Annotated in this window: 11 protein-coding genes; 1 reads left to right on the top strand and 10 read right to left on the bottom strand. The window is 43.1% G+C overall.

From position 1 onward, the window contains the following. Positions 1–499: 499 nt before the first annotated feature. The 10 genes from HMPREF1535_RS16175 to HMPREF1535_RS16130 all read right to left on the bottom strand — a co-directional run bounded on the left by HMPREF1535_RS16175 (position 500) and on the right by HMPREF1535_RS16130 (position 22,917). On the bottom strand, positions 500–1,039 hold the full coding sequence (locus HMPREF1535_RS16175) for a DUF5018-related domain-containing protein (protein ID WP_046147582.1): 540 nt from the start codon (positions 1,037–1,039) through the stop codon (positions 500–502). 32 nt (positions 1,040–1,071) lie between these two features. Next, on the bottom strand, positions 1,072–2,946 hold the full coding sequence (locus HMPREF1535_RS16170; protein WP_046146837.1) for a RagB/SusD family nutrient uptake outer membrane protein: 1,875 nt from the start codon (positions 2,944–2,946) through the stop codon (positions 1,072–1,074). A 21-nt stretch (positions 2,947–2,967) separates the two neighbouring features. Further along, complete coding sequence (locus HMPREF1535_RS16165) at positions 2,968–6,099, bottom strand: SusC/RagA family TonB-linked outer membrane protein (RefSeq protein ID WP_046146836.1); 3,132 nt, start codon at positions 6,097–6,099, stop codon at positions 2,968–2,970. A 270-nt stretch (positions 6,100–6,369) separates the two neighbouring features. Then, positions 6,370–8,712, bottom strand: coding sequence for a glycoside hydrolase family 3 N-terminal domain-containing protein (locus HMPREF1535_RS16160; protein ID WP_046146835.1), 2,343 nt, complete (start codon positions 8,710–8,712; stop codon positions 6,370–6,372). A 27-nt stretch (positions 8,713–8,739) separates the two neighbouring features. Beyond that, positions 8,740–10,125, bottom strand: coding sequence for an alpha-L-fucosidase (locus HMPREF1535_RS16155; protein ID WP_046146834.1), 1,386 nt, complete (start codon positions 10,123–10,125; stop codon positions 8,740–8,742). 225 nt (positions 10,126–10,350) lie between these two features. Continuing rightward, positions 10,351–12,648, bottom strand: coding sequence for a glycosyl hydrolase family 95 catalytic domain-containing protein (locus HMPREF1535_RS16150; RefSeq protein WP_046146833.1), 2,298 nt, complete (start codon positions 12,646–12,648; stop codon positions 10,351–10,353). 144 nt (positions 12,649–12,792) lie between these two features. Beyond that, a complete protein-coding gene (locus HMPREF1535_RS16145; RefSeq protein WP_046146832.1) occupies positions 12,793–15,963 on the bottom strand; it encodes a glycoside hydrolase family 2 protein in 3,171 nt (1,056 codons plus the stop codon). A gap of 188 nt (positions 15,964–16,151) precedes the next feature. Further along, entirely contained in the window at positions 16,152–18,296 is a 2,145-nt protein-coding gene (locus HMPREF1535_RS16140) for a TIM-barrel domain-containing protein (RefSeq protein WP_244275644.1), read from the bottom strand. A 184-nt stretch (positions 18,297–18,480) separates the two neighbouring features. Further along, complete coding sequence (locus HMPREF1535_RS16135) at positions 18,481–19,395, bottom strand: Rpn family recombination-promoting nuclease/putative transposase (RefSeq protein ID WP_046146830.1); 915 nt, start codon at positions 19,393–19,395, stop codon at positions 18,481–18,483. Positions 19,396–19,497: 102 nt separating this feature from the next. Further along, complete coding sequence (locus tag HMPREF1535_RS16130) at positions 19,498–22,917, bottom strand: glycoside hydrolase family 2 protein (protein ID WP_046146829.1); 3,420 nt, start codon at positions 22,915–22,917, stop codon at positions 19,498–19,500. Positions 22,918–23,284: 367 nt separating this feature from the next. On the opposite strand from HMPREF1535_RS16130, the gene HMPREF1535_RS16125 reads away from it, so the two are divergent. Further along, entirely contained in the window at positions 23,285–23,530 is a 246-nt protein-coding gene (locus HMPREF1535_RS16125; protein ID WP_007653338.1) for an RNA-binding regulator, read from the top strand. Positions 23,531–24,144: the final 614 nt, after the last annotated feature.

Raw genomic sequence — 24,144 nt, 5'->3', positions numbered from 1 at the left:
GTATAAAACCAGTCAACCATAGTCTTAGTAGAACTATGGTTAAGAAGAGCACATGTATTTGTTCACCACAAACAATTATGCTCTGTATATCTGATATATACAGAGCATAATTTATTTTATCCGATTCAACAGCGATTCCGTTTTGTATACTTTTTTTAGGAAATAAAATCCGTATTCTCCATATACTTTATGGAAAACAGGATAAGTTTTTATCAAATAATCAAGAATTTTGTAAAGACAAATTTAGAATTGATATTCATCTGATTACGCGGAAGTGAAATAGTATGATGTATTCTTAAATTTTGAATCATAATCAACTGGTTTTAATATAAGCTTACAGATAATATTTACTAATAATTGTCACGATTATTATAAAAAAGGCTGTAGTTCTACTAAGACTATGTAAGAATAAAAGATCCCTATATTTTTGACACAAAAAGGGCTGACTAAACTTGTTAGACAGCCCTTATTTTTTTTACTCTTTATGAAAAACAGCTAATCAGAAAGCTTTTACAGTTTTCAATATATAATCCTGTGTGGAACCATCTGCTGCAGTCACCCGGTAATAACGATCTTTTGTAAAATCACCGGGGGCTCCTAACGTTGGTGCTCCATCCAATGGAGAAATGATAGCAGCATCCGAAATGGAGACATACACCCAGAGCTTTGATAAACCATCCCGTGCAATCTGTTCTTCGAACATCTTATACAGCATTTCCTTCGTAACGGAACCGGATGGTCCCGCTTTCTGAATACTATTCAGGGTATGAGTCAGAGTCGTTTTAAAACCAGTTATTCCGTTTTCTTCCACATTCTCTATCGATTTACTAAAAATCACTTCACAAACGCGTCCTTCAAGAATTTCCTGATTGGCAGTTCCTTTCTGAATCGTATCGTTATATAAAAAACGATATGAATAATCGACATTCGTCATTTTTTTATCCGATGAGTTCTCTAAATCCTCCAGATTGTGATATAAACAACTATTCATAGAGAATATCAATAAGCATCCGACCAATATATTAAAATATCTTTTCATTGTATTTGTCTTTTTATTTACTATTAATAAGATCATTCCCATCCCGCATTCTGTACAACACCGGATTTCAAGCAGAAGCTACGGTTCAACGGTACTAAATAGCGTTTCGGGGAGAACCGGGCTTCTCCTATCGCATTATTTACTTCAAAAAATTCATACTTCTGTCCGTCACGAGAGATACGTATACCACGTAATGGTCCAACCAATTCAGGGATAACGAAACCACTCGTTGCATAGGCCCCGTTACCGACACCGCCACTCTGACGCATTCCCCATCGCAAAAGAGACCAATAGCGGTCATTGCATTCATACACCATTTCAACATTACGTTCACGTTTATAGGCTTCGAATAAAGGATCGTTCCAGCCGTTTCCGCTTTTCGTATTGAGATATGCCGCAGCTTTTTCCGGGCTGAACCCTCCATGTTTTACCATCGTCGGGATCATATATTTACGGGCATTCGCAAAATCGCCTTTCATCAGATAAGCCTCTGCCATATTTAAATAAGCCTCGCCATAACGTAATACGGAATAACAATAATCCAGTTTTTGTGAACCTGGGTCAGGTAAAGAAACAACAGGGTCATAATGATATTTCAACATGGCATAACCGGTTGAAGAATTATAGTTATCCAAATCTCCTGCCCTACGTCCGTATTCATCTTCCGCTCCTGCATTGATCGGACTGTTAGAGTTGGAACAGTTTCCGTCACGACGGAAGAAAATACGTTCCTGACCATTGAAATACAGACAGCTATCATATAAAATCGTTGTATAGAAGCGTAAATCTCTTTTCTTATCCTTACTAAAATACATCTTTTCATCGACGTTTGTCCCTGTCTGTACATATGATGCATCTTCCCAATACTTGATCGATCCGTCTGTTTCTTCTACCAGATAATCGTCTACTAAATCCTGCGTAGGCCATGAACCACCATCCATTCCCCAATAATTCATCGTTGCATGGATCGGAAAATTCTTTTTAGCATATTCCGATATATTACCGGCATGCCATAAACCTTGATATTGCATAGGAGTATCATGTAGGGATGAATTTAATTTAAGACGTTCCACTACCAGAATTTGTTCCTGTGCTGTAACTGCCGTTTCGTACGAACGGAACATATCATAATAAGGACTCAGTTGGCTGCCATCGGCATCTAATCCTAAGGCCGTACCTGCTGCAATCACTTTATCATAATATTGGCTTTGGGCAGAACCACCATCGGCATAAGCCGCCGCTTGATTTGCTACACGCATCAATAAAGCATGGGCAGCCATACTGCTGACACGTCCTCTGGCTACTTTTCCGGTTGCCGGTAATGCCTGGGCCGCTTCTTCCAAATCCTTTATGATAAAATCATATGTCTCCTTAACTGAAGAACGTGGTATTTGCAAATCATCCTCTACAGACAACACACGGTTAATAATCTGTAATCCTCCATATTGACGGGCAAACAAGAAATAATGAGCTGCACGTAAAAATTTCAATTCCCCGATAGTACGGGTTTTAAATTCTTCTGAGAATATTTCACTTGCGGTAATCTCTTCCATTGCTGTGTGAATACGCCAAAGAACACTGTAATCCAACCATTCATAATTATCATCTGCGGTCACCCCTTCTGCACGGTCCCTCGACCAGTAAGAACTGTTCAGCGTACCTGTCATAGCATTCTTTGTTGAACTTTCAGCATGGCAGGAATAACGATGTCCGTATGCTCCTAGCCACAAACTTTTTTGTAGTACACTCGAGTAGATGGAATACACAAATGATTCTGCCAACGTTTCACTCGTCCATGTATCATCCCCAATAATCTTATCATACGGTCTCGTATCAAGAAAATCCGAACATGAAGTATTTGTCAATGCAAGGCCTAAAACAACAAGGCCTATATATATTCTTTTCATAATTTACTCTTTTATCTGTTATTAAAATCCTAATTGGAATCCAAGGGAATAAGTACGCATCATCGGATAAGCATATCCGTCGAAGTTCGAAGCTTCAGGGTCAGCATATTTTACAGAAGGACCGATAGCGAATAAGTTCACACCGGAAGCAAAGACCGTCAGATTCTGTAACCACGACAAGCTTCTCAAAGCTGCATATTTCAAATCATATGAGACTGTCAACGATTTCAAACGCACATAATTTGAATTGCGAGCCCAAAAATCAGAATCGACATAGTTATTATTTTCATTCAACGACGTATTACCCGGACGAGGGAATGTAGCATCGGTGTTAGTCGGTGACCAGGTATCGAGCTGATAAGTAAAGTCCAGCCTTCGTTCACCTTCTTTTCCCATAGCTACAGCACTCATATAAGTCTGTCTACGACCGGTTCCCTGGATATTTGCCAAAACATTTAAACCTTTCCAGTTTGCCGACAAGTCGATACCAAATACAAAACGCGGACTTGCATTGTTTCCGTATTTACGCTGATCCTGCCCTGTAATCTGACCATCACCATTCACATCGGCATACCATAAATCACCGGGGCGCAGGTCTTTCGAATTAATACGTTTCGGATTATTCAATACATCTTCCGGAGTCATATAAAACTGTGTCCCGACGAAGCCTGTTCCCAGATAACCTTGCTTATATCCTTGTTCACGAGTATAAGGATTTGACAAAGTCACTTTATCTTCATTGGTTATTGCCTTAATCGAGCGATACCAGGTAAAGTTGAAACCGGCAGAGAAATTAACTTGCCCAATCTTATCCGTATATTTTACAAAACCATCCAATCCTTCAGAACGGTCTTCTGCCTTGGAAACAATCAAAGGCAGGTCATAACCAATCGGATCCGTATATTCATATTTCGGTGCCACCAGATATCCCTTTGTCCGTTCATAAAACCAGTCGAACGAACCTTCCAGTTTGTTACCCAACGTAGAAAAATCAATACCAACGTCTGTTTTATCACGGGTGTACCAGGTCATATTTATACTGGGAGTAGCCCCCGGCGTAATCGAATTGACCATGCTTCCACCGATTACATATGCATTAGAATTATAATTGAAAGTTGTCAAATAAGCATAATCATCATGTTTTGCTCCGTTCAAACCGATTTCACCGTATGAGCCGCGTACTTTGAAGTAATCGAATATGCCTAAATCCTTTACCGGCGAAAAGAACTCTTCTTCCGAAATAGCCCATCCCAAAGAACCGGAAGGGAAGAAACCGAACCGGTTCCCTTTCGGAAAACAGTCCGAGCCATCGTAACGTCCGGAGAACTCTGCCATATACCGGTTGTCATAGTCATAACGAAGACGGCCTACATATCCCATCGAGGTCTGTTTACTTTCTTTGTTGCTTGCCGTAATACTGGCAGCATCTCCGTTTTGTATCTGATGTATCGTCGACAGATAGAAGGTATTCGAACTGGCAGAAAGAGATGTCCCATGATAATACTGACGGTTGTGCACTAAAGTTACCAGTACATTATGTTTTTCATTAAAGGTGTTCTTATAATCGGCACGCACATTGAAATCATATCGGTTGTGCTGATAAGAAGAACGAGTCATACTGATATTGGAAGGATCTTCAAAGGTGGCATTCCCATCCGCATCATAATAGGTGGCATTTTCATACCAGTCAGCCCTGTCCTGACTCTCGATATTATAATTTCCGTCAAAACCAAACTTCAAGCCTTTTACCCAAGGTACTGCCCACTCCAGATTGACAGCTAATTGATTATAAACAGTACGATATTTGATTTCACCCGGACCATCCAGTTGTAACGCTGGGTTATCAAATTGATTGGAAACTGTGCCGTCTTCATTATATGGTTTCTCAAAAGGTGTCCTGTCCTTCAGGCGGGAATAGAGAGTATATGCACTGGCGCTGGGATATAGTTCGTCTTTTACCGTTCCATTGACATTCAAACCGACTGTTAAACCTATTTCATCGAAATTACTGCTTACATTGGTCCGGTAATTATAACGATCATAGTTCAACTTATCCGATTTATAAATACCTTTCTGTCCCAGATAATTCAGACTACCAAAATATTTCAGCTTATCATTACCTCCACTAATAGATACCGTATGTTCATTCTGAGGTGTATAATTACGTAATAATGCATTTTCCCAGTTTGTGTATGAACCTAGATTCGCTTCAAGCTCTGCCATTTCTTCTTGTGTTCTGAATGAATTGAGGCCATTACCTAAAGATTGGTTCAATTTATTAATGGCCGTTGCATATTCATATGCATTCAAACGCTCTGCCGGATAAGACGGTGTATTGAATGCGAAATTAGCCTGATAATTTACACTCAACTTTCCGGCTTTCCCCTGTTTAGTAGTGACTACAACTACACCATTACCGGCATTCATACCATAAACAGCAGTAGAGGCTGCATCTTTCAATACGGTCATCGATTCGATATCCGATTTATTCAGTGCCATAAAACGGCCGCTCGAAGAAACAAATCCGTCAATCACATATAATGGATCTCCATTACCACGTATAGAAACACTGGCTCCATTCTGCCCCGGCTCAGCCGATCCCTGCTGTACAATTACACCAGGTACACGTCCTTGCAAACTCGATCCCATGTCCGAAAAAGGAACTTCGAGCACCTTCGTGTTATCTACTGTAGCCAAGGCGGCCGTATTCTTCCGGACACTAGTAGAACCATATCCAACAACAATCACCTCATCCAATTTTTGAGTATCTTCCCGGAGAGTGATTTGTAAAGAAGATTTATTCTTCACCGGAATAGACTGGGTCAGATAGCCGATATAAGATATTTCCAGAATAGCATCTTCCGGAATTTCCAAAGAGAATCGCCCGTCTATATCTGTTATACTTCCATTAGTAGTACCTTTTTGTACTACATTAGCTCCAATAACAGGTTCGCCAGTTTCATCGATAATCGTTCCTGTAACTTTTTTTCCTTTTTTCTGATTTAAACCATTGTTCAACTCGGTCACTACCGAGTTGAACTGATCATGATCAGTTCCGGCATAAACATGACTTGAGAAAGGACCCGCTCCTAATAAAGTCGCAATAAAAAAGTATCCCCCTCGTTTCCAAACACACATTTTCTTGTTTTCCATAATAATAATGTTTAGTGAAAACTACTTTATACAATGCTTTAATTCATAAAAGATTTACGATTACAAAGTAAGTTATGATCTCATTCTCAGTAAGTATAATGCTTGTGGTAAGAACTTTTAAATACGGAACGGATTCTCCAAAAATGTTCCAATTTAGGAACTATAGGAAAAAATGTAATCAAAGATATTGAATATAGACTTAGTATATAACACAAAATAGGCTGAACTCGCTACGAATCCAGCCTATTTTGTGTTATATAGAAATCTCTATTACAATGTAAACTCTCCTTCCAGCCGGATATCATCCGAAGCTGCTCCAACCATGACTTTGAAGTCTCCCGGTTCTACCACCTGTTTCATTTCCATATTATAAAGAGACAGTTCTTCTTCACCCAATGTGAAAGTAACTTTCTTGCTTTCACCTTTCTTCAGGGAGATACGTTCGAAAGCCTTTAACAGGATTGGGGACTGGGAAACAGAGGCTACTTTATCACAGATGTAAAGCTGGACAACTTCCTCCCCGTCACAGTCTCCGGTATTGGTAACCGTACAACTGACTGTTTGCAAGACATCTTTTCCATTACCTTTCTGCAGCTCCAATTGACTGTAATCAAACTTAGTGTAGCTCAATCCATAGCCAAATGCATAAAGAGGCGTTCCTTCTTCTTCGACATAGGCACGCTGTTTTCCCTGTGAATAGAATAAGGGTAACTGACCTTCGCTACGGGGTACGGATACAGGCAAACGCCCGGCAGGATTATAATCGCCAAACAAAACATCTGCTATAGCTGCCCCACCCTGTTCACCCGGATACCAGGCAGTAAGCAACGCCTGTGCCTTTTCCGAAGCCAGGTTCATATTTAATGTACGTCCCTGGATATAAATAACAACCAATGGTTTGCCTGTGGCAGCTACCGCCTTCAGGAGTTTTTCCTGATCACCCAGCAAACGCAATGTGCTACGGTCATATCCTTCGCCACAATCCATATCCGACAGGAGTTGGTTTCCGTCGTTAGAAACATCCGCAGCACCTGTACCTATATATTTTGTCTTGAAATCGCGAGCACTCGAACCACCGACAACCAAAACAACTGCATCTGCAGCACGGGCAGCTTCTACCGCTGCCGGGATATTACTGGTAGTTACATCACGGATTGCACAGCCTTTTACGTAATTCACTTTCGTTGAAGGAGAAACGGCTTTTCGTATGCCATCCAGTACCGTAACAATCTCTTCACGTTCCTGAGGAGCCGTATAGTCACCCAACTGGTTATACATCATATCCGCATTCGGACCGATCACGGCAATGCTTCCGATATTTTTCTTCAGAGGCAATACACCTTCATTTTTTAATAAAACAATCCCTTCACGGGCAACTTCGCGAGCCAGTTCCTTGTGAGCTTTTGAACGTACCACCTGTTTGGCCTGTTCCGGTGAAACATACGGATTCTCAAACAACCCCATGCGGAATTTCAGACGGAGGACATTAGCAACCGCTCTGTTGAGGTCATCCATGGTGATGGCACCTTCTTCCAAGGCTTTCTGAAGATTCTTTCCATAAGCATTTCCTCCCAGGTCCATATCAAGACCAGCTTTTAAAGCCAGGACGGCGGCTTCCTTATTATCTTTCGCCACTCTTGCCCCTACAATACCTTCGATACTTGTCAAATCAGAATAAACGAACCCTTTAAAACCCCATTGATCACGGAGAACATCCGTCAATAAATATTTATTAGAAGTACAGGGAACGCCATCGATAGTATTATAGGAAGTCATAATTGTTGCGACTCCTTCTTCCACTGCTTTCTTGAAAGGAGGCAGATAATCGGAAAATAACTGACGCATACCGACATTGGCACGTGCACCGTTATGTCCGGCTTCAGGAATGCCATAAGCGGCAAAATGTTTCAAGGTAGAATACAAATGCTTTCCGTCATTCTGCGATTTACCCTGCATACCTTTCATAAAGGCAACTCCCAGATGAGTTGTCAGCACAGGATCTTCACCGAACGTTTCTTCCATACGTGACCAACGGGGTTCACGGGCAATATCCAGTACCGGACCATAACCGATGTTTGCCCCCTGTGAACGTGCTTCCAGGGCAATAGCCTCTCCCATCCGATGCATTAACTCTGCATTCCAGGTACTTGCCTGCGACAAAGATGTCGGGAAGACAGTGGTACCAATTGCCATATGTCCGTGCGGACATTCTTCTGCGAATAGGACAGGGATTCCCAGGCGGGTTTCTTCTACGGCATATTTTTGTAAGGCATTTAATGCTTTAGCTGACAGTTCCGGATTCAATCCTGTCTCCAACGTTTTTTGTGTCCAGGGATCGGCTCGAAGGACTGCCCAGAATGAACCGATAGGCATCGTCTTCATCCGTTCTTTATAAAGGTCGGAAGCAACAACGTCGTTTGCCGTTTTGGTATACATTTCCCAACCCAGCGGACAACATAACTGGCCGACTTTTTCTTCAACCGTCATACGCCCTATAAGATCTTTTACTCTGTCTTCAACAGGAGCCGTAGCCTGTTTGTATAACGGTTGTTGTGCCATTGCATGTCCTGCAAAGGCGATAAGCCCGATAATTAAAGAAGTTGTTCTACTCATATAACATGTGTTATTTTATTTCATTTATTATCTCTTCAAAGTGAACTGCAAAGCAACCGGTTCGTTTTTCAACCCTTTCGGAAGAATAACTTTTACCTTACCGTCCTTGCTGGTATATTTCACTGTTTTGTTACCTTTCAGCATTTTCATTTTTCCTGTCGGAATGTTTCCTGTCCATTCAATTGTTTCAGGCAAATTCTCTCCTTCCGGCAAAGCATAAACAGCATATAATGTTTTGCCGTCCTTGTCTGCTGTAAACCAAACATTTCCATCATTATAAACCGGAGTGATACGAGTGTTGTAAATAGCCTTTCCATTGGCTCTCAGCCAGTCGCCGATCACATGCAGACGTTCTGCAACAGCATCTTCAATAGTACCCTGCGGCGTAGGACCGACACCCAGCAGCAGACATCCGCCTTTAGCCGTGATTTCAGCCAGCAGACCGATAACTTTCGTCGGTGATTTATAAGGAGCATTAGGAACCCATCCCCAGTCGTTGCTCAAAGTAATGCAACTTTCCCAGGGATTATTCAACTGAGTCTCAGGAATACTACGTTCCGGAGTTTGATAATTTTCATTTTTTCCACGGATAGTACGATCCACAGAAATCAACCCCGGTTGAGTAGAAGTACGTACCTTGTTCAATAATTTATCCAGATGGACATCTCCACCGGTCACCCAGCCGCCATCCAGCCAAAGGATATCGAAGTTGCCATAATTAGTCATCAGTTCATCCATCTGGTTATAGGTAAATTCCTGGTAATTTTTCCACCAGTCCGGATGACGGTCTATCTTATAATTCTGGCGGCGGTTGGGAGTTGCAAAATAAGGATTCCAAAACCATTCGCAATGCCAGTCCGGTTTGGAGAAATAACACCCGATCATGAAATCCTTCTGACGGAATGCGTCAAAGACATAACGGGCTACATCTTTTTTGGGGTTATTGGCAAAAGGACCGTTTGCAATAGAAAAATCTGTATATTTTGAATCAAACATACAGAAACCATCATGGTGTTTGGTTGTAAAAATCATATATTTCATTCCGGCATCCTTCATAATATCAGCCCATTTGTCCGGATTGAACTGTGTCGGGTTCAGTGATTCCTTCAATCCCCAATACCACTTCTTGTATTCATCGTACGTCATATCCTTTTTACGGGAAATCCAGTCTACATCCTCTGAACAAATAGACCATGACTCTACAATACCCGGAACCGAATAAAGTCCCCAATGGAATAATACACCGAATTTCTGGTCCTGCCATTTATCAAGTTTATCCAAGACCTGTTGATCTGTAGGCCATTCATAATCGGTAGAACGTTCATGAACAAATCCTTGTACTTCTTGGGCGTTTACATTCATAGACAAAGCTACGCCAACTAAACATCCGAATAGTGTTTTCTGGAATTTCATAAAATGATTGTTTTAATTATTGTACATTCTTAATTTTTCGTTTAAGTCAAATCAGATTTAGTATTAAAAATCACGGCAAGTTATAGAAAATATCCCAAATGTCAAAATGTAATCCAGACAATATGTAACAAAAAAATGTATGGACCGGGGCGAGTGATTGATTTGTCAGACGACATTCAATCTCAGCCCGGTCCATACACTTTCTGTTCTATTTATTCCAAAGAACTATTCAATACGATGATCTGCCGGCTTTATATCCACCCATTCACCTTTACGGGTTTCAAACGATAATATACCATCCTCGTTCGTAACATCTCCGGCATTACCCGTTACTACTGCTTCATCTGTTCCGAACGGAGAAGCGAGACGTAATGTTCCGCCCTGTTCCGGATAAATGCGCAGTTTGGTGATCTTTCCGTTTTGTTTTTCGGCAGAGATAAGGAAAGCACCCATGGCACGAAGGTTATCAAAAGATACATTCGACCAGTCGGAAGGGATTGCCGGGAATACACGGATGATTCCGGTATGGCTTTGCAAAAGCATTTCCTGGATACCGGCAGCGAAGGCAAAGTTACCTTCCAGGGTAAACGGACGGTATGTGAATTTGGATTTTCCTGTTTTTGTCTGGTCGCCGTTGGCATGGAATGTATTACGCAAGCAGAAACATTCAGCAAATGTACGCAATTCCCGGGCGGCACCATCACCGTCAAATGCACGGGCTTTCATATTACCAAACCAACTGTATGAATAACCGGTCCAGTAGTCGGGACCATAATCCTGCAACTTCTTTATCGTAGCTTTAATGATCTGTTGTGACTTTTCACCCTGGTTCCAATCCAGCAAACCCAATGGATGGATAGCCATCGCATGAGAGAAATGGCGGTGGGATTGATCGTATGAGAAACCTTTGGCAAACGTCAAGGCACCATCCTTATCCACATCCAGTTCCGGTAGTTGTTCATTCAGTTTTTTCCAATGAGCAGCCTCTTCCGGAATCTCTAATTCCCCGGCAAGTTCAGATGCGGCACTGAAAGCGAACTTCATCAAAGCCAGATCATAGTTTGTCATATCCTTAAACCAGGCGTTGATCGAGTTATCGTATATCTCAGGACTGGAACTCATGGTCAGTTTACGAACACTCTGAGCATCCACCACGGATATTTGTTCCAGGTATGTAGCCACATCTTTCAGGAAAGGATAAGCACGGTCTTTCAGGAAATCACGGTCCATCGAATATTTCCAGTGAAGATAAAAATGCTGTGCCAGCCAGGCTCCGGCCGTCTGCGACATGGAATATTGAATCCATCCACCCATCGGAACACCTAACAACGTACATACACCGGGGACATTCATTCCATCCGTTTCAAAATACTGGCGGGTATATTCCTTATAGACATCCCGCTGATTCCAAAGCGTATTCAGATAACCCAGACCTTCCGTCAGATGGTTGCCGGTATAAGTCGGCCAGTAGCTGAGTTGAGTATTCAGGTCATGATGATAATCACCTTTCCAGGGCGGGAGTTTACCGTTATCGGCAGTCCATACGGCCTGTAAAGAGATAGGATAAGAGTTTTCGCGAGTGGCAGAACCATATTTATACATTTCATTATCATATTGTTTCTGTAAAACAGGATCCGGAAGTGTGACGGATGACTGTGCCCAATAGTTCTTCCAGAAATTCAGATGAGACTGATAATCCTGATTCACTCCGCGTGTCATGGCTTCCTGTGTCTTTTCAGTTGCCTTATCGGATTCCAATGAAGAAGTCACACTCCAGACACCATACAGCGTCTTTCCTTTCTGCTCCCAACGAACATTCACATCATACGAAAAACCATTCCAGCCTTCCTGATGATAGGCTATCTGATTCGCATCTTCATCAATAGTACCTTGTTTATAACCTAGACGACGCAAATCCTGCCCTTCTACAGAATTACCGGCTTTATCTCCTCCTGTACTGTATTTGGGAGAAATTAAGGTAGGAGTTATTGACGAGGGTAAATTCTCGAAAACAAACCAACCGACCGGTTCGGTGGCATGAACAAAAGTTTTCAACGTGGTTCCGTTATCCCACGTCGCTTCACAAAGCGCGTCATTCAGATAAAGACGGACATCAGAAGGAGAGCCCAGTTCTTCCAAAGAAAATTCCAGCGCCGCCCCCGGTATTTTGGACGGAGCCGGTTGACGGTCATACGGATGGTCGTATTTCTGCTGAACCGGAAGATAATCCTTTTTCTTCACTTGTTCACGAACCCAGGCAAACCGGTTATTCGGACCGGAGATACTATCCATCGGACGCAAATCCCAAAGGTCAATCCTGTCCAGGGATAAGCGTAAAGCCGAATCCCGCTGCCAAACCAGGGCACCAACAGTCGCATTTCCTAATGGCATTCCCTCATCCCAGGTCTTTGCCAGATCGGAGAATTGTAAATCGCTATCCGACGGTCTAACCGGAAGATCAATTCCGGCATTGCAGGATGTCAGTAACCACACACTTAATGCTAATAATAAGTTTTTCTTCATAATATCTGTTTTTTTCACTTATATACAAAGATAAAAAGAGGAAATATATAAAAGCAACATACTTCCTCTTTTCTTTATATCCATATCGGATTCTGCAAAAAGATTCCCTAATTTTACAAAAAACCGACAGTCTTTATTGAACGATCATTCCTCCACGATAGCCACTTTCGAAATAACCAAATCAGGACCATTCTTCAGCTTTGCTTTCAAACGAAGTATTCCGTCATTTGAATCTTCACGCATAATATGGAGTTTAACCCATGACTCTTCATTCTCTTGTTTTACCAATTCGTAGTCACGACCTTCGAAGACTAGATGCCCCGTGCGTCCTTTCTTATCCTTGTCGGCAAAACAAACATATAAGGAACCGATGATTCCCGGAGGACATTGGATCGTCAACTCCATCTCCTTTGCCTGCCAGTCGGGAGTTATCTCGTATGTTGTCTTCTTATTGGCAAAGGTTTTATCCGGAGCTGCACAGTCTATATACAGCAAAGCATTGCTGAACTCGCCGGTAACAGTACTCTTCAATGGTTCCACATAAGTCAGCATTTTCTGCAAGGAGGCAATATCTTTTTCATACGAAGGATCAAAATCGTCCGAACTCATATAATGCAGGATGCTGTTCTTCAACTGGCGTGCAGCCGGATTCTTTTCATCTTTCAGGTCAAAGCCGCAGACAAGCAATTTTCCTTTTCCTACTTTCAACTCAAAGATAGAGGCCAGCTTATTATTCCGGTGGAAATCATCGACCGGCTGCGCAATCGGCTTATAACTTTCCGGATAGTCGTTTATATAGAAGGCACGGGCATCTTTATAAACGGATTGCCACTGCCAGTCGCTATGTGAATCGGTCGGGAACTGGGCAAACAACGGATGTTTATCGCGAACAATCATACCGATCGTATTCTTACCCTGCCCGGGGAAGAAAGTCAGCGACCAATATAAAGGATAAAAACTAATCTTATCGCAGGTTTCTTCCGTCCCTAAAGCAGACGCCTGCAAAAGAACCTTCTCTCCTTTTTCCAAACGTTTCAGGCATTCCGCATCCATCCGGTCGGTGACATACACATCTTCGGCCACAACAGGTTTGCCCGAAGATTTTGCAGACGGATAAACCCAGATATTCCAACGGTTAACGATGGACCGTCCCTGCAAACCGACTTCAACCGTCAGTTTTTGAGCGGCAGAGATAGAAGAAAGATCACAATTTATTTTACCTCCCAGTTCGGAAGTACCTACGGGCCAACGGCGGGATGCAGTCTTTCCGGAAGCGACCAGATTACTGTTTTCATCTTTAATCTTCCAGTAAAGCCCCTCCTGCAAATCTTCGGTTCCGTAATGTGCCAACTGCATTTCAGCCGTAAAAGGCTCGTTGTTTTCCCATACATATTTAGGCATACGTAACAAAGGAACTGTCGTATCATGGTGCGCACGGAACTGTTCAGGCGTTGTAATGCCTTTGCTGTCATAAAAAACATCCAGCCAACCGATCAACGCTTCGCCCTGCCCCTGATAATCCTGCATGCTAAGCAACTGGATGCCGGCACAGGAAGGCGTACGAAGGAAGGACTCTATTTCATATTTGTACATGATCTGGTTCAGGGCACCGGAAGCTGCGACAAATTCCTCATTCTGTTCCTCGATCCTGTTTTTGCGTGCCTGTTCGCGGAACTCTTCGAAGTTACGGGCTTTCAGTACACCTGTATATTTCTTTATCTCCTCCCATTTCGGATAAACCGGCCATTGCCCGATCTCATGCGAAAGAATGGGGATGTCCGAACGTGAATACACATCTTCAAAATCCCAGGCGGTAGAAGCACCGCCCCGAAGCCCGCGGGTTCCGCCCAGTCCGTCCATATAATGGGTGACCATATATTGATCGAGCGGCATGATCTTACGAGCCGTTGAAGTTGCATACAGGCGGCGCGAATCTTTTTCTTTCAAGGGTTTCATCCACGACTCCATCACGTCGAAATCAGAGTTCCCCAACTCGTTACCGATACATTGCATAATGAAAGACGGATGGTTGCCGTAAGCATCGATCATACGGGTTAATTCCTGCTGCACATACCGGTCGGCCGAAGGATTCTTACCCAATCCCTGCGGATGGCCTTTGGTATCCATCTCTTTCCGTTCTTTCTGCTCGACAGACATCCACCAGTCGATCCAAATCGTTTCTGCCTGGATATAAATACCGATCCGGTCAGCTGCGATAAAAGCTGCTTCCGGAGGACACCAGGAATGAAAACGGACATGGTTCAGACCGTAGTCTTTATGAATACGGAAAATCTTTTCCCAATCTTCTACCTTACAAGACGGATAACCCGTCAGCGGAAAATGCACGCAATCGAGATTACCACGCAGAAAAACAGGTTTTCCGTTGATAAGAACTTTCGATTTGGATGTCGTCACTTCCCGGAAACCGAACTCGATTTCACGGGTATCATATATTTTCTTTTTATCCCGTATGGTAACTTTCAACTGATACAAATGGGGAGTGACATCATTCCATAGCTTGATACCCTCCGGCATAGATGCTTTAAAATTCAGTACGTTCGCTCCCTTCTGCAGCGGCTGTTCGGTTGTTTCCGTAAAAACAACCATTCCACTCCCACGCTCGGTCAGTTGCCAGGTTATATGTGCATCGATCTTTTTAGGGGAAGTATTCATCAAGGTATCCATCAGTTGCAGGGAACAGGGAGAAACCTTGGTAAATACCTGTGGATTAGAGAAATGAACCGGTTCGATCGCCTTCAGTTGCAGGCGTCCGACAGCTCCATTCCAGATACTTTGCGTATATTCCGTATAGACATGACCTTTATCGCCAATATTATAGATCAGATCATTATTGATACGAATAGTCAAACGATGCTTACCAGGGGATAGATAACCGAGATCATGGTAATGGGGAGTAGACAAAGCATCCTGCACGGACACCTCCTTTCCATCCACAAAAACACGTGACTCCCATAAGACGCGTTCCAGTTCCATCCGAATGCGTTTTCTGTTCCATTCGGATGGAATTTCAATTTCTCTCGAATACCAGGCCGGACCGTAGTATTTATAAGCACGGGTCAAGATACCGAAATCGGAACCGGACGTCTTCTCGCCATATTGCGCTTCATCGGTTGTTCCCGGCAAGGCAATCGTTTTATCAAACGAACGGTCTTGCCAGTTTTCTTTCATCCCCTGATCGGCAGGGTCGAGACTGAACTGCCAGGTTCCTGCCAACGATTGAATATCCTGCGCATGCAGATAACATCCCAGAGTTAAAGAAAGTAGTGTTAGTGAAATAGTTTTGCTTAGCTTCATATAAAATTATGTTTCTGATACAGTCAATTAGCCCGGTCACAGTATGATTTACCCGCCAGCATGTGTGGATAAACTCCAATTCTTTATTCATATCACAGCTGTGAAACAAAAGAAACTCAACTGTGATACAAACGGAATCCAACTGTGAAACAAAAGAAATACATCTGTGATATGGAAAGAGTATTTGCTTATTCCGTCATAAACTTGAAATTATATTCACTGAATGACCAAATCTTTTTTCCTTTCGGTTGAACGGCTTTCCCTTTTTTCTTTCCTTTCTTATCAACCGTAACGGTCAGGTCGATGCGGGTAAACTCTCCCTTTTCGTAGTTATAGGAACTTCCGTCATCATCATAGAGAGAATATGTGCCCGGTTTGTTTCCATAATGCCGTACTTCCAGCGGATATTTCCGATCTCCGAATTTCGACATGGCAGGCCAGAGTGGGATAATACCGCCGTCTTTTACATATACAGGAATATGGCGGTCAGCCGGGATAACAGTTATGACCTCTCCCTCACCGGCAAACTTTCCGGTATAAAAATCATACCATTTACCTTGCGGGAGAACGACTTTACGTTCTTTCTCTCCGGCAAACAAAGGGGCGACCAGAATATTCTCGCCGACCATAAACTGGTCTTTCACTTCCCGGCGTACAGCCATCGCATACGGATTCTCAGTTGCATCCAGCTTACCTTCTTCCGTCTGTGCTTCAACAGAATAACCTTCTTCCAGATTCATGGCACGTACCGGAGGTGTTCCATAAAAAGCATAATCGGCAAAAGCGGTATATAAATAAGGTATCAACTGAATACGCAACAAAGCGATTTCACGAATATCATCTTCTACATCTGCAAAAGTCCATGGTTTCGTCCCGTCCGCCCAGGCATTCAACTGTGCAATAGGCGAAAAACAAACGGTCTGCATCCGTCGAAGCCATTCTTCCGATGTTTTGGAGGAACGAACTTCCGGTGTCCATAACACGCCGATAAAAGAACTGTTTATCAAAGCGGTGATAAAACCGCGATGGTCGTAATAGTCATTATACAGGACATAAGGATAAGCATTCGTTCCCGCATTACCGGCACGCACCTGCCCATAAGTACGCAGATTCTTTTCACGATACATCTTTACCGTTGCCTGTTGCATCAGCGAACCATACAGGTTACGCAACTGTTCCGCCGGGATACCGGAAGGAAACGTAGCTACGTCAGGCCACAACCAGGAATCATATCCGTCATTCTCATCCATCTTATATCCGCTTATTCCCAGGTCGACCTGATGTTTACGGAAGTGATCGGTCATGATTTTACAGGCTTCAGGCATGGAGTAGTCAGGAACCTCACCCAGCCAGACCGTATGAGAACCGGTATAGGGTTTTATTTTATTGTATACTTCACTATGTTTGGATACATACGGATTCATCCAGAGGTTCAATCGTATATTCCGGTCGAGCATCTCTTTGGCAAAGCCGGGAGCATCCGGGAAACGGGTTTTATCCCATTCATAGGTACAAGGATAGGCTTTGCTATGCCATCCCGGTTCAAGGCCGATCACGGAAAGAGGAAATCCGCGTTTCTCAAATTCATCCACCTCTTTCTTTACATCGTTATCGGTAAACAAAGTCGGTGTACGGTGCCAGAACCCCAGCCCCCAACGCGGAGGCAAAGCGCCACCACCATTATACAGATTGTAACGGCGAACAACATCCTGCATGGTTGGCCCGGCAAAGAAAACCAATTCCACACCTTGTGCAGGAACCAGGACTTCAATATTGTCGGAATAAGGTTGTGCAGGCCAGGTCGGATCTGTATTACGGTCTTGTTCCTCCGGGGCATTCGGTCCCTTGCGAACGGCCGTTCCTACCCATAAATCTATATAGCGGGCGGAATTGATTAATACACCATAGCCGCGGGAAGAGACAAAGAAAGGAACCGGTGCATGGGTACGGCCGTTATCGCTTCCGGTGTAATGATCCATGTGCAGCCGCATGATACGGCCCCGTTGTTCGACAGTTTTGAAGTTAAGCCCCAGACCGAATATCTTCTCCCCTTTTTCCAACGGGAAACTGATATACGTTTTGCCATCCCTTACTTCTGTTTTTACATCAGCCGGTGATATAGGTAACCGACCTTCCGCCATCTGCTGCAAGGCTTCTTTCTTCGGAGTTATATCGAGTTCGCTCAGCAGGTTGATCTTTTCGGGTGTGCCTACTGACAGTTTCCATATTCCGGCATATTCATTATTGTCCCATTCTTTTGGGGTTACGTTCGGTTGACTATAGGCTGTCATGACTAAGCCGATAGACGCTAGTAATAAGGTAAGTCTTCTCATGGTATTGTTATATACGTATTTACTCCGCAAAATAAGAGTTTTTCTTTAAAAGAACAAATAGACTATACAAGATAAAAGATGGACAATCATTCGATAAATGCTATACTATTCACGTAAACACATAAAAAACCCCAATATCTTTATATGCATGGATATTGGGGTAAAAAATAATCTTACAAGATTATTACAGTTTCTCTATTTCTTCAAGCGTTAGACCAGTAGCCTCCAAAATAAGTTGAATATCTAGACCTAACTTTTTCATATTTGCAGCAATCTCATTTTGCTTTCGGATTTCACCTTCTACGCGACCTTCGGCTAATCCTTCCATACGTCCTTCTACACGACCTTCCATACGACCTTCCATACGACCTTCCAGCTTTGCACCATCCAGAACATCATTTTGTATCATAATGGCATTCAGGTGTTCATCGTAAGCATGACGTTCTTCGGGAGTCATATTATAATAACGTAGTTTCTCACGCGCCTCTTCCAGACCGGGAGCCGTTGTATCAGAGCGGATACACCCTGTTTTCAGATACTCTATCCATTCTTCCAACGGGGTCACAGCTACTTGATTAAACTCGTTCACACGAATCAGGTAGTATTCCGGAAAAATTTCTGCCGGAAGCTTATGCACAATTGCATTTTTCTCTTTGGTAATCACTTCCAAACGGTCACCCGTATGTACCCCCGTGAAAATATTCTGCCCATGATACAGGTAATCGTCCCCTTTTCCTATATCAAAATATAGAATACTTATGGAGTATATTTTTTTCACTTCGCAATAACGTTCTCCCAAAGAGATATGTTCTGTAATCGCCTTAGCCACACCATAAAGGATGCGTTCAAGATAATAGAGTTCACGTGTATTCTGTACTTCCACAATGATGATATCACCCTTGCTGTTTTTAGCCTTGATATCTACTCTGTTGAATTTATCGTCAATGGTTTGCTGGTTACTTTCACTTTCCAACAACTCGATGATTTCAACCTTTTCGTCCAACAACACGGAAAGGAAGCCTTCCAGCACTCCGAAATTAGCTTTCTGACGCAAAAGACGTTTGATGGCCCAGTCAAAGCGGATATAACTATCTTTCATAAGGCAATATGATTAAACATTTCTATGCAAATATAAGCAATCCAAGTCAATATAGTTTACGGAAGTCTTACTATTTTACCTCCTCTCCCTGAATATTTCAAATCAGTTCGTATGCAATACAATCGCACCACTAATATTATCCCCTGCCTTTAACGGTTTTCTGAACGGAGCATAATAGCTACTCAAGAACATTTCGTTGCCGGCAGTGACGAAATCTGCCACCAGGAAACGGATACGGTCTTTTTCCAGCCATGAACGCCAGTGCTGTTTGCCATCTGAAACGGCGGTTACCTTATTGCCTGCGGCATTGGTTAGGCCGGCGTACCAGATATTACGACGGGTAGAGCGGAAATCGTTGCTTCCCAATTCATTGTAATCGAGGCTCCACGACCAGGTAGGTTCCACCCGCGGATTGAGATGCGAGGGTAAACCGGAATAAAACAGGTCTGCCTCTCCTACCGGACGACTGATATGGTCTTCCGGATAAACACTCCACAGACCATCACGACGCCAAAATGTTTTATTGAAGGTTGCCGGAGCCTCAAAAACCAATCCCCATTGGCGGGGATTTACGTCAGCCAGCGCATTAAATGAATAGCTGACAGAAAGTTTTCCGGCCGCGTTGACAGTCAGTTTATAGCTTCCTTCAAATTCTTTATAGCTTCCTTTTACCGTGACAATGACATCGTCACCAACTTTTGCCGCATCGATTTCCGTCGGTTTCCATTCCGTGCAAATATCATTAAATAAAGGAGTATTTGCATTATGGTTCGGATAACAACCGCCGCCATTCAGAGGAAGCGCCATCAGCCACGGACCGCCGTTCAGTATCTCCTGCTTTCCCTGTTTCAACGACAGGATTTGTCCGGTCGTGCGACTCACTTCACAAATAAAGTTTTTGCCGGTAATGCGATAACGGTCACTTGCCTTCTTCAGTTGTGTCGTAAGCGGCTGCAACTCCGGTAATTCATTCTGAACCTGTTTACCTACCGGGATGATATACTCGTCGGCAATGAAACCGCGCGGATCAGTAAAAGAAAGATACAGTTCGTTTGCCTGATCCGGATTCATAATCGGAATACGTATCTGACCGCTCTCTCCCGGCCTAATCGAGGCGAAGGAAACTCCCTGTTCATCCCCATATTTCCAGTTGAGCTGCAATTCATTGAAATTAGTATAGGTATATCTGTTTTCCAAATGAATAACCAACTCTTTAGCTGGCGATAACCGGTCTGTTTGCACACGAATCGGACTATATATCTTTTTCATATCCCAATATTCCGGTTTCGGACGACGCCATCCGTCTATCGGTCCCCACGGACCGTAACCCACAGCATCCCCATTCGGCAATTGGAAAATATCGTCGATACCCGACCAGATAGAACCACCCAGCACACCATCCGTCTTATACATATTTTCCCAGGTCGGAGACAGTGCCAGCGCCCAGTCGCTACGCACACCGGGATCGGTCACCAACTCGCTGCGGTTGTAAACATTCAGGTGGCAATATTCCCCATACACCATCGGACGGTCACTCTTGGCGGCAACCTTATATCCATCCGGTCCGGGATAATGAATATTGGAAATGGGAGCCGTACTTCCCTGGTTATTGAAACCGCCGTATGCTTGATCATGGAAAGTATGCGGACGAGTCGGATCGGCTTTCTTCACATATACCTCAACCTGGGCAAACTCTTTGTTCCAATACGATTCGTTGGCAATCGACCAAAAGATAACAGACGGATGATTCCGGTAGAAATGGATTGTCTCCATATTTGCCTGTAAGACATACGGATAATATGTACTATCCTGGTAATCGAGTACTTTCCAGTTCTCATTCGCATGATGACCAATCCAGCAAACAGGTGCTTCCACTTCGACGAACATTCCCAGTTCATCACAGATTTCAAGTAATTCTTCGCAAGGAGGATAATGTGACGTACGGATAAAGTTACAGTTGGCGGCACGATATAATTCCACATCTTTTCGTTCCAGATCCAGAGTCATGACACGACCGGTAAGCGGATGCGCTTCATGACGGCAGACGCCTCTCAACTTTACCGGCTTGCCGTTTACCAACAGACGGTTGCCCTGCACTTCTACTTCACGGAAACCGAAACGTTTCTCTATCTGTTCAGTGGTTACGTCCGCATTTCCCAATTCTATTTTCATCGTATATAAATAAGGATGCTCATTATCCCATTTCCGGGGATCGGCCACTTTTCCGGTTAACCATCCGGTCCAGTTTTGGCCCGGAGACAGTTCCGGAATTACCTGATCGAGAACAACGGGAAGGCCGCCGATAGAAAGACGCGCTGCTATATTCTTCTCCGTCTCCTTTCCGGCATTTGTCACAGCCAGATACACTTTGAGTTCAGCATCCTTATATTGTTCATCCAACTCCGTCACGATACGGAGATCGAAAATATGCACATCGGGTACGGCAAAAAGCGTGACTTTGCGCGTAATACCTCCCAGTTGATGAGCGGCATACTGCGTCAGGCTTCCCAGCATATCTGCCAGCGATTCGCTACGGACCTTCAGTGCTAATCTGTTTTCTCCCGGTTGCAAAGCTGTGGTAGCATCCAACTCAAACGCAGTCATACCCCCCATATGGGTCCCTATCTCTTTTCCGTTCAGCCAGACAATACATTCGCTGGATACACCGTCGAAACGCAACTTCACCTGCTTGCCTTTCCAGTCCGCCGGCAACGTAAAAAGAGTCTGATAACCTCCAAAACCGGCAGAATCGACTTTGAATCCCTGCATCGACCATTGTCCGGGCACGACAATCGGACTCCATCCGTCCGTATCGGCCTTACGGGTATAAAAATCAGCTTTCGGAGACGGATTAAACTGCCAGGTTCCGTTCAATGACAGAACCGGATTATACACGCCCGGCACACTGTACGGAACAGTTGTATAAACCGGAAGATGTTCTTCCACATTCACGGTCGTATCCACCCGATAACTTTGCGTCTGCGCCAGCGCCAGCTTTTTATCCCCTTCAAAAGGAATCGGTTTCTTTGGATTGGATGAATAAAGATTCAATTCCGAAACAATGGCATTCGGTCCTTTCAATACTTCGAAAACCAGTACCAGCTGTCCATACGCAAATGCCTTTTTCGGCAGGTCGATACGATAACGCTGTTCCTTCCCTTTTTCAAGAACGACAGGAGCCTGCACCTCGTTTCCATCGGCTACGATCCGTTGCCGCCGCTCGCTATCCGCCAGATAGACTACCTCCAACTGGTAATCCGCCTGTATATCCAAACGGTCGAAAGCATAGATAACAGACCCTCCGAAATTGCAGGTTCTTGCCGTCATACTTCCTCCCGTTTCATCGGGCATGGTATAATTATCGCCTTTTACCAGAAACGGCTGTTTGCCGTCCACACCACAGTCGTTGGAAGCAACCGGATGCAAGGTCGTTGTTTGTGCGCTCATTGTTACAATCGAAAGTAACAAGATCAAGATACTTAGAACAGGCCTCCTGTGCCTGGATCGTTCAAGGTTATTCATGCTATATCATATTTAATATTTCTACTGCAATATTACGAATATATGCCCGCTTTACCCGTATATTTTTCCGATAGAAAAAACGAGAGGATGGAACTAATGTCGGATAAACTTATACAAAACGGAATAACGGCATATTACTAATTAATGACCTTATTTCATAATAATAATATATTATTGAATAATAAACAAGATATATAGTTCATTATCCAAATTGTTTCCGTTACTTTGCATCAGAAACAATAAGAGATTTATTTCGATCTTACTTTCACATGTATCTCCTCAGTTATAAACATTGAGTATTTCCATCTCTGATAAAGACCTTCCTAAAGTTTTATTGTTATATTATTAATTTTTTATTTTTATATTTATGAACATGTATATTGGTAACCTTAGCTACAATGTTAAGGAATCAGATTTGAGAGATGTAATGGAAGAGTTCGGAACAGTTGATTCTGTAAAACTTATTGTAGACCGCGACACCAGAAGATCAAAAGGTTTTGCTTTTGTTGAAATGCCGGAAAATGCAGAAGCCTTCAAAGCTATCAACGAATTGAACGGTGCAGAATACGAAGGCCGGGCAATGGTAGTGAAAGAAGCACTTCCCAGAAACTAATTGACTGACATTATATTTATTATATATCAGTAGAAGAAAGGATATTCCATATGGGATATCCTTTTTTTGCGTTTACAGTGTCAGGTTTTCTACGAATCAACTATCATACTATCATTTACTCGTGTAAATCTCTATATACATGCACATTAACCTATGACAGTTACCGCTTTTAACTATCACTAATCTAACATACAACCATCATTTTAACGAGATTTTAACCAAAGAACAGTCATTTCAATTCATAAAAAGTACCTGTAACCGTTCGATACCACCTCTTATAATTCGTCGCCCTACTACCTTTTTATCTCAAACCTATGACTTATTTTCATCCGAATACCTATTTTTTGTTGCCGGCATGCCCATTTCGACCTGTTTCACACCCCCATCTCAACGATGCTTACACCCGGGTGTCGAGCATATCAAGACCCGGGTGTCAAGCAACTTATATTACTATCCATCTGATTTTAAACAGTATACTTACTAAAAAGAAGTACTTATCTATCCGTCTTTTCAAATAGGCTATGATAGTTGCATGATAGATAAGTGACAGTTAAAAACGGTAACTATCAGAAGACAACACGCATATATACAACATATTACACAAATAAATGATA

This window comes from Parabacteroides goldsteinii DSM 19448 = WAL 12034 (assembly GCF_000969835.1).
Lineage (GTDB): Bacteria > Bacteroidota > Bacteroidia > Bacteroidales > Tannerellaceae > Parabacteroides > Parabacteroides goldsteinii.
This window is presented reverse-complemented; position numbering and strand designations above follow the sequence as displayed.

What these genes read in the sequence shown, in the direction of transcription:
- HMPREF1535_RS16135 (WP_046146830.1), bottom strand. Translation starts at nt 19,395, where the DNA reads ATGAAAGATAGTTATATCCGCTTTGACTGGGCCATCAAACGTCTTTTG.
- HMPREF1535_RS16175 (WP_046147582.1), bottom strand. Translation starts at nt 1,039, where the DNA reads ATGAAAAGATATTTTAATATATTGGTCGGATGCTTATTGATATTCTCT.
- HMPREF1535_RS16160 (WP_046146835.1), bottom strand. Translation starts at nt 8,712, where the DNA reads ATGAGTAGAACAACTTCTTTAATTATCGGGCTTATCGCCTTTGCAGGA.
- HMPREF1535_RS16155 (WP_046146834.1), bottom strand. Translation starts at nt 10,125, where the DNA reads ATGAAATTCCAGAAAACACTATTCGGATGTTTAGTTGGCGTAGCTTTG.
- HMPREF1535_RS16145 (WP_046146832.1), bottom strand. Translation starts at nt 15,963, where the DNA reads ATGAAGCTAAGCAAAACTATTTCACTAACACTACTTTCTTTAACTCTG.
- HMPREF1535_RS16125 (WP_007653338.1), top strand. Translation starts at nt 23,285, where the DNA reads ATGAACATGTATATTGGTAACCTTAGCTACAATGTTAAGGAATCAGAT.
- HMPREF1535_RS16150 (WP_046146833.1), bottom strand. Translation starts at nt 12,648, where the DNA reads ATGAAGAAAAACTTATTATTAGCATTAAGTGTGTGGTTACTGACATCC.
- HMPREF1535_RS16140 (WP_244275644.1), bottom strand. Translation starts at nt 18,296, where the DNA reads ATGAGAAGACTTACCTTATTACTAGCGTCTATCGGCTTAGTCATGACA.
- HMPREF1535_RS16130 (WP_046146829.1), bottom strand. Translation starts at nt 22,917, where the DNA reads ATGAATAACCTTGAACGATCCAGGCACAGGAGGCCTGTTCTAAGTATC.
- HMPREF1535_RS16170 (WP_046146837.1), bottom strand. Translation starts at nt 2,946, where the DNA reads ATGAAAAGAATATATATAGGCCTTGTTGTTTTAGGCCTTGCATTGACA.
- HMPREF1535_RS16165 (WP_046146836.1), bottom strand. Translation starts at nt 6,099, where the DNA reads ATGGAAAACAAGAAAATGTGTGTTTGGAAACGAGGGGGATACTTTTTT.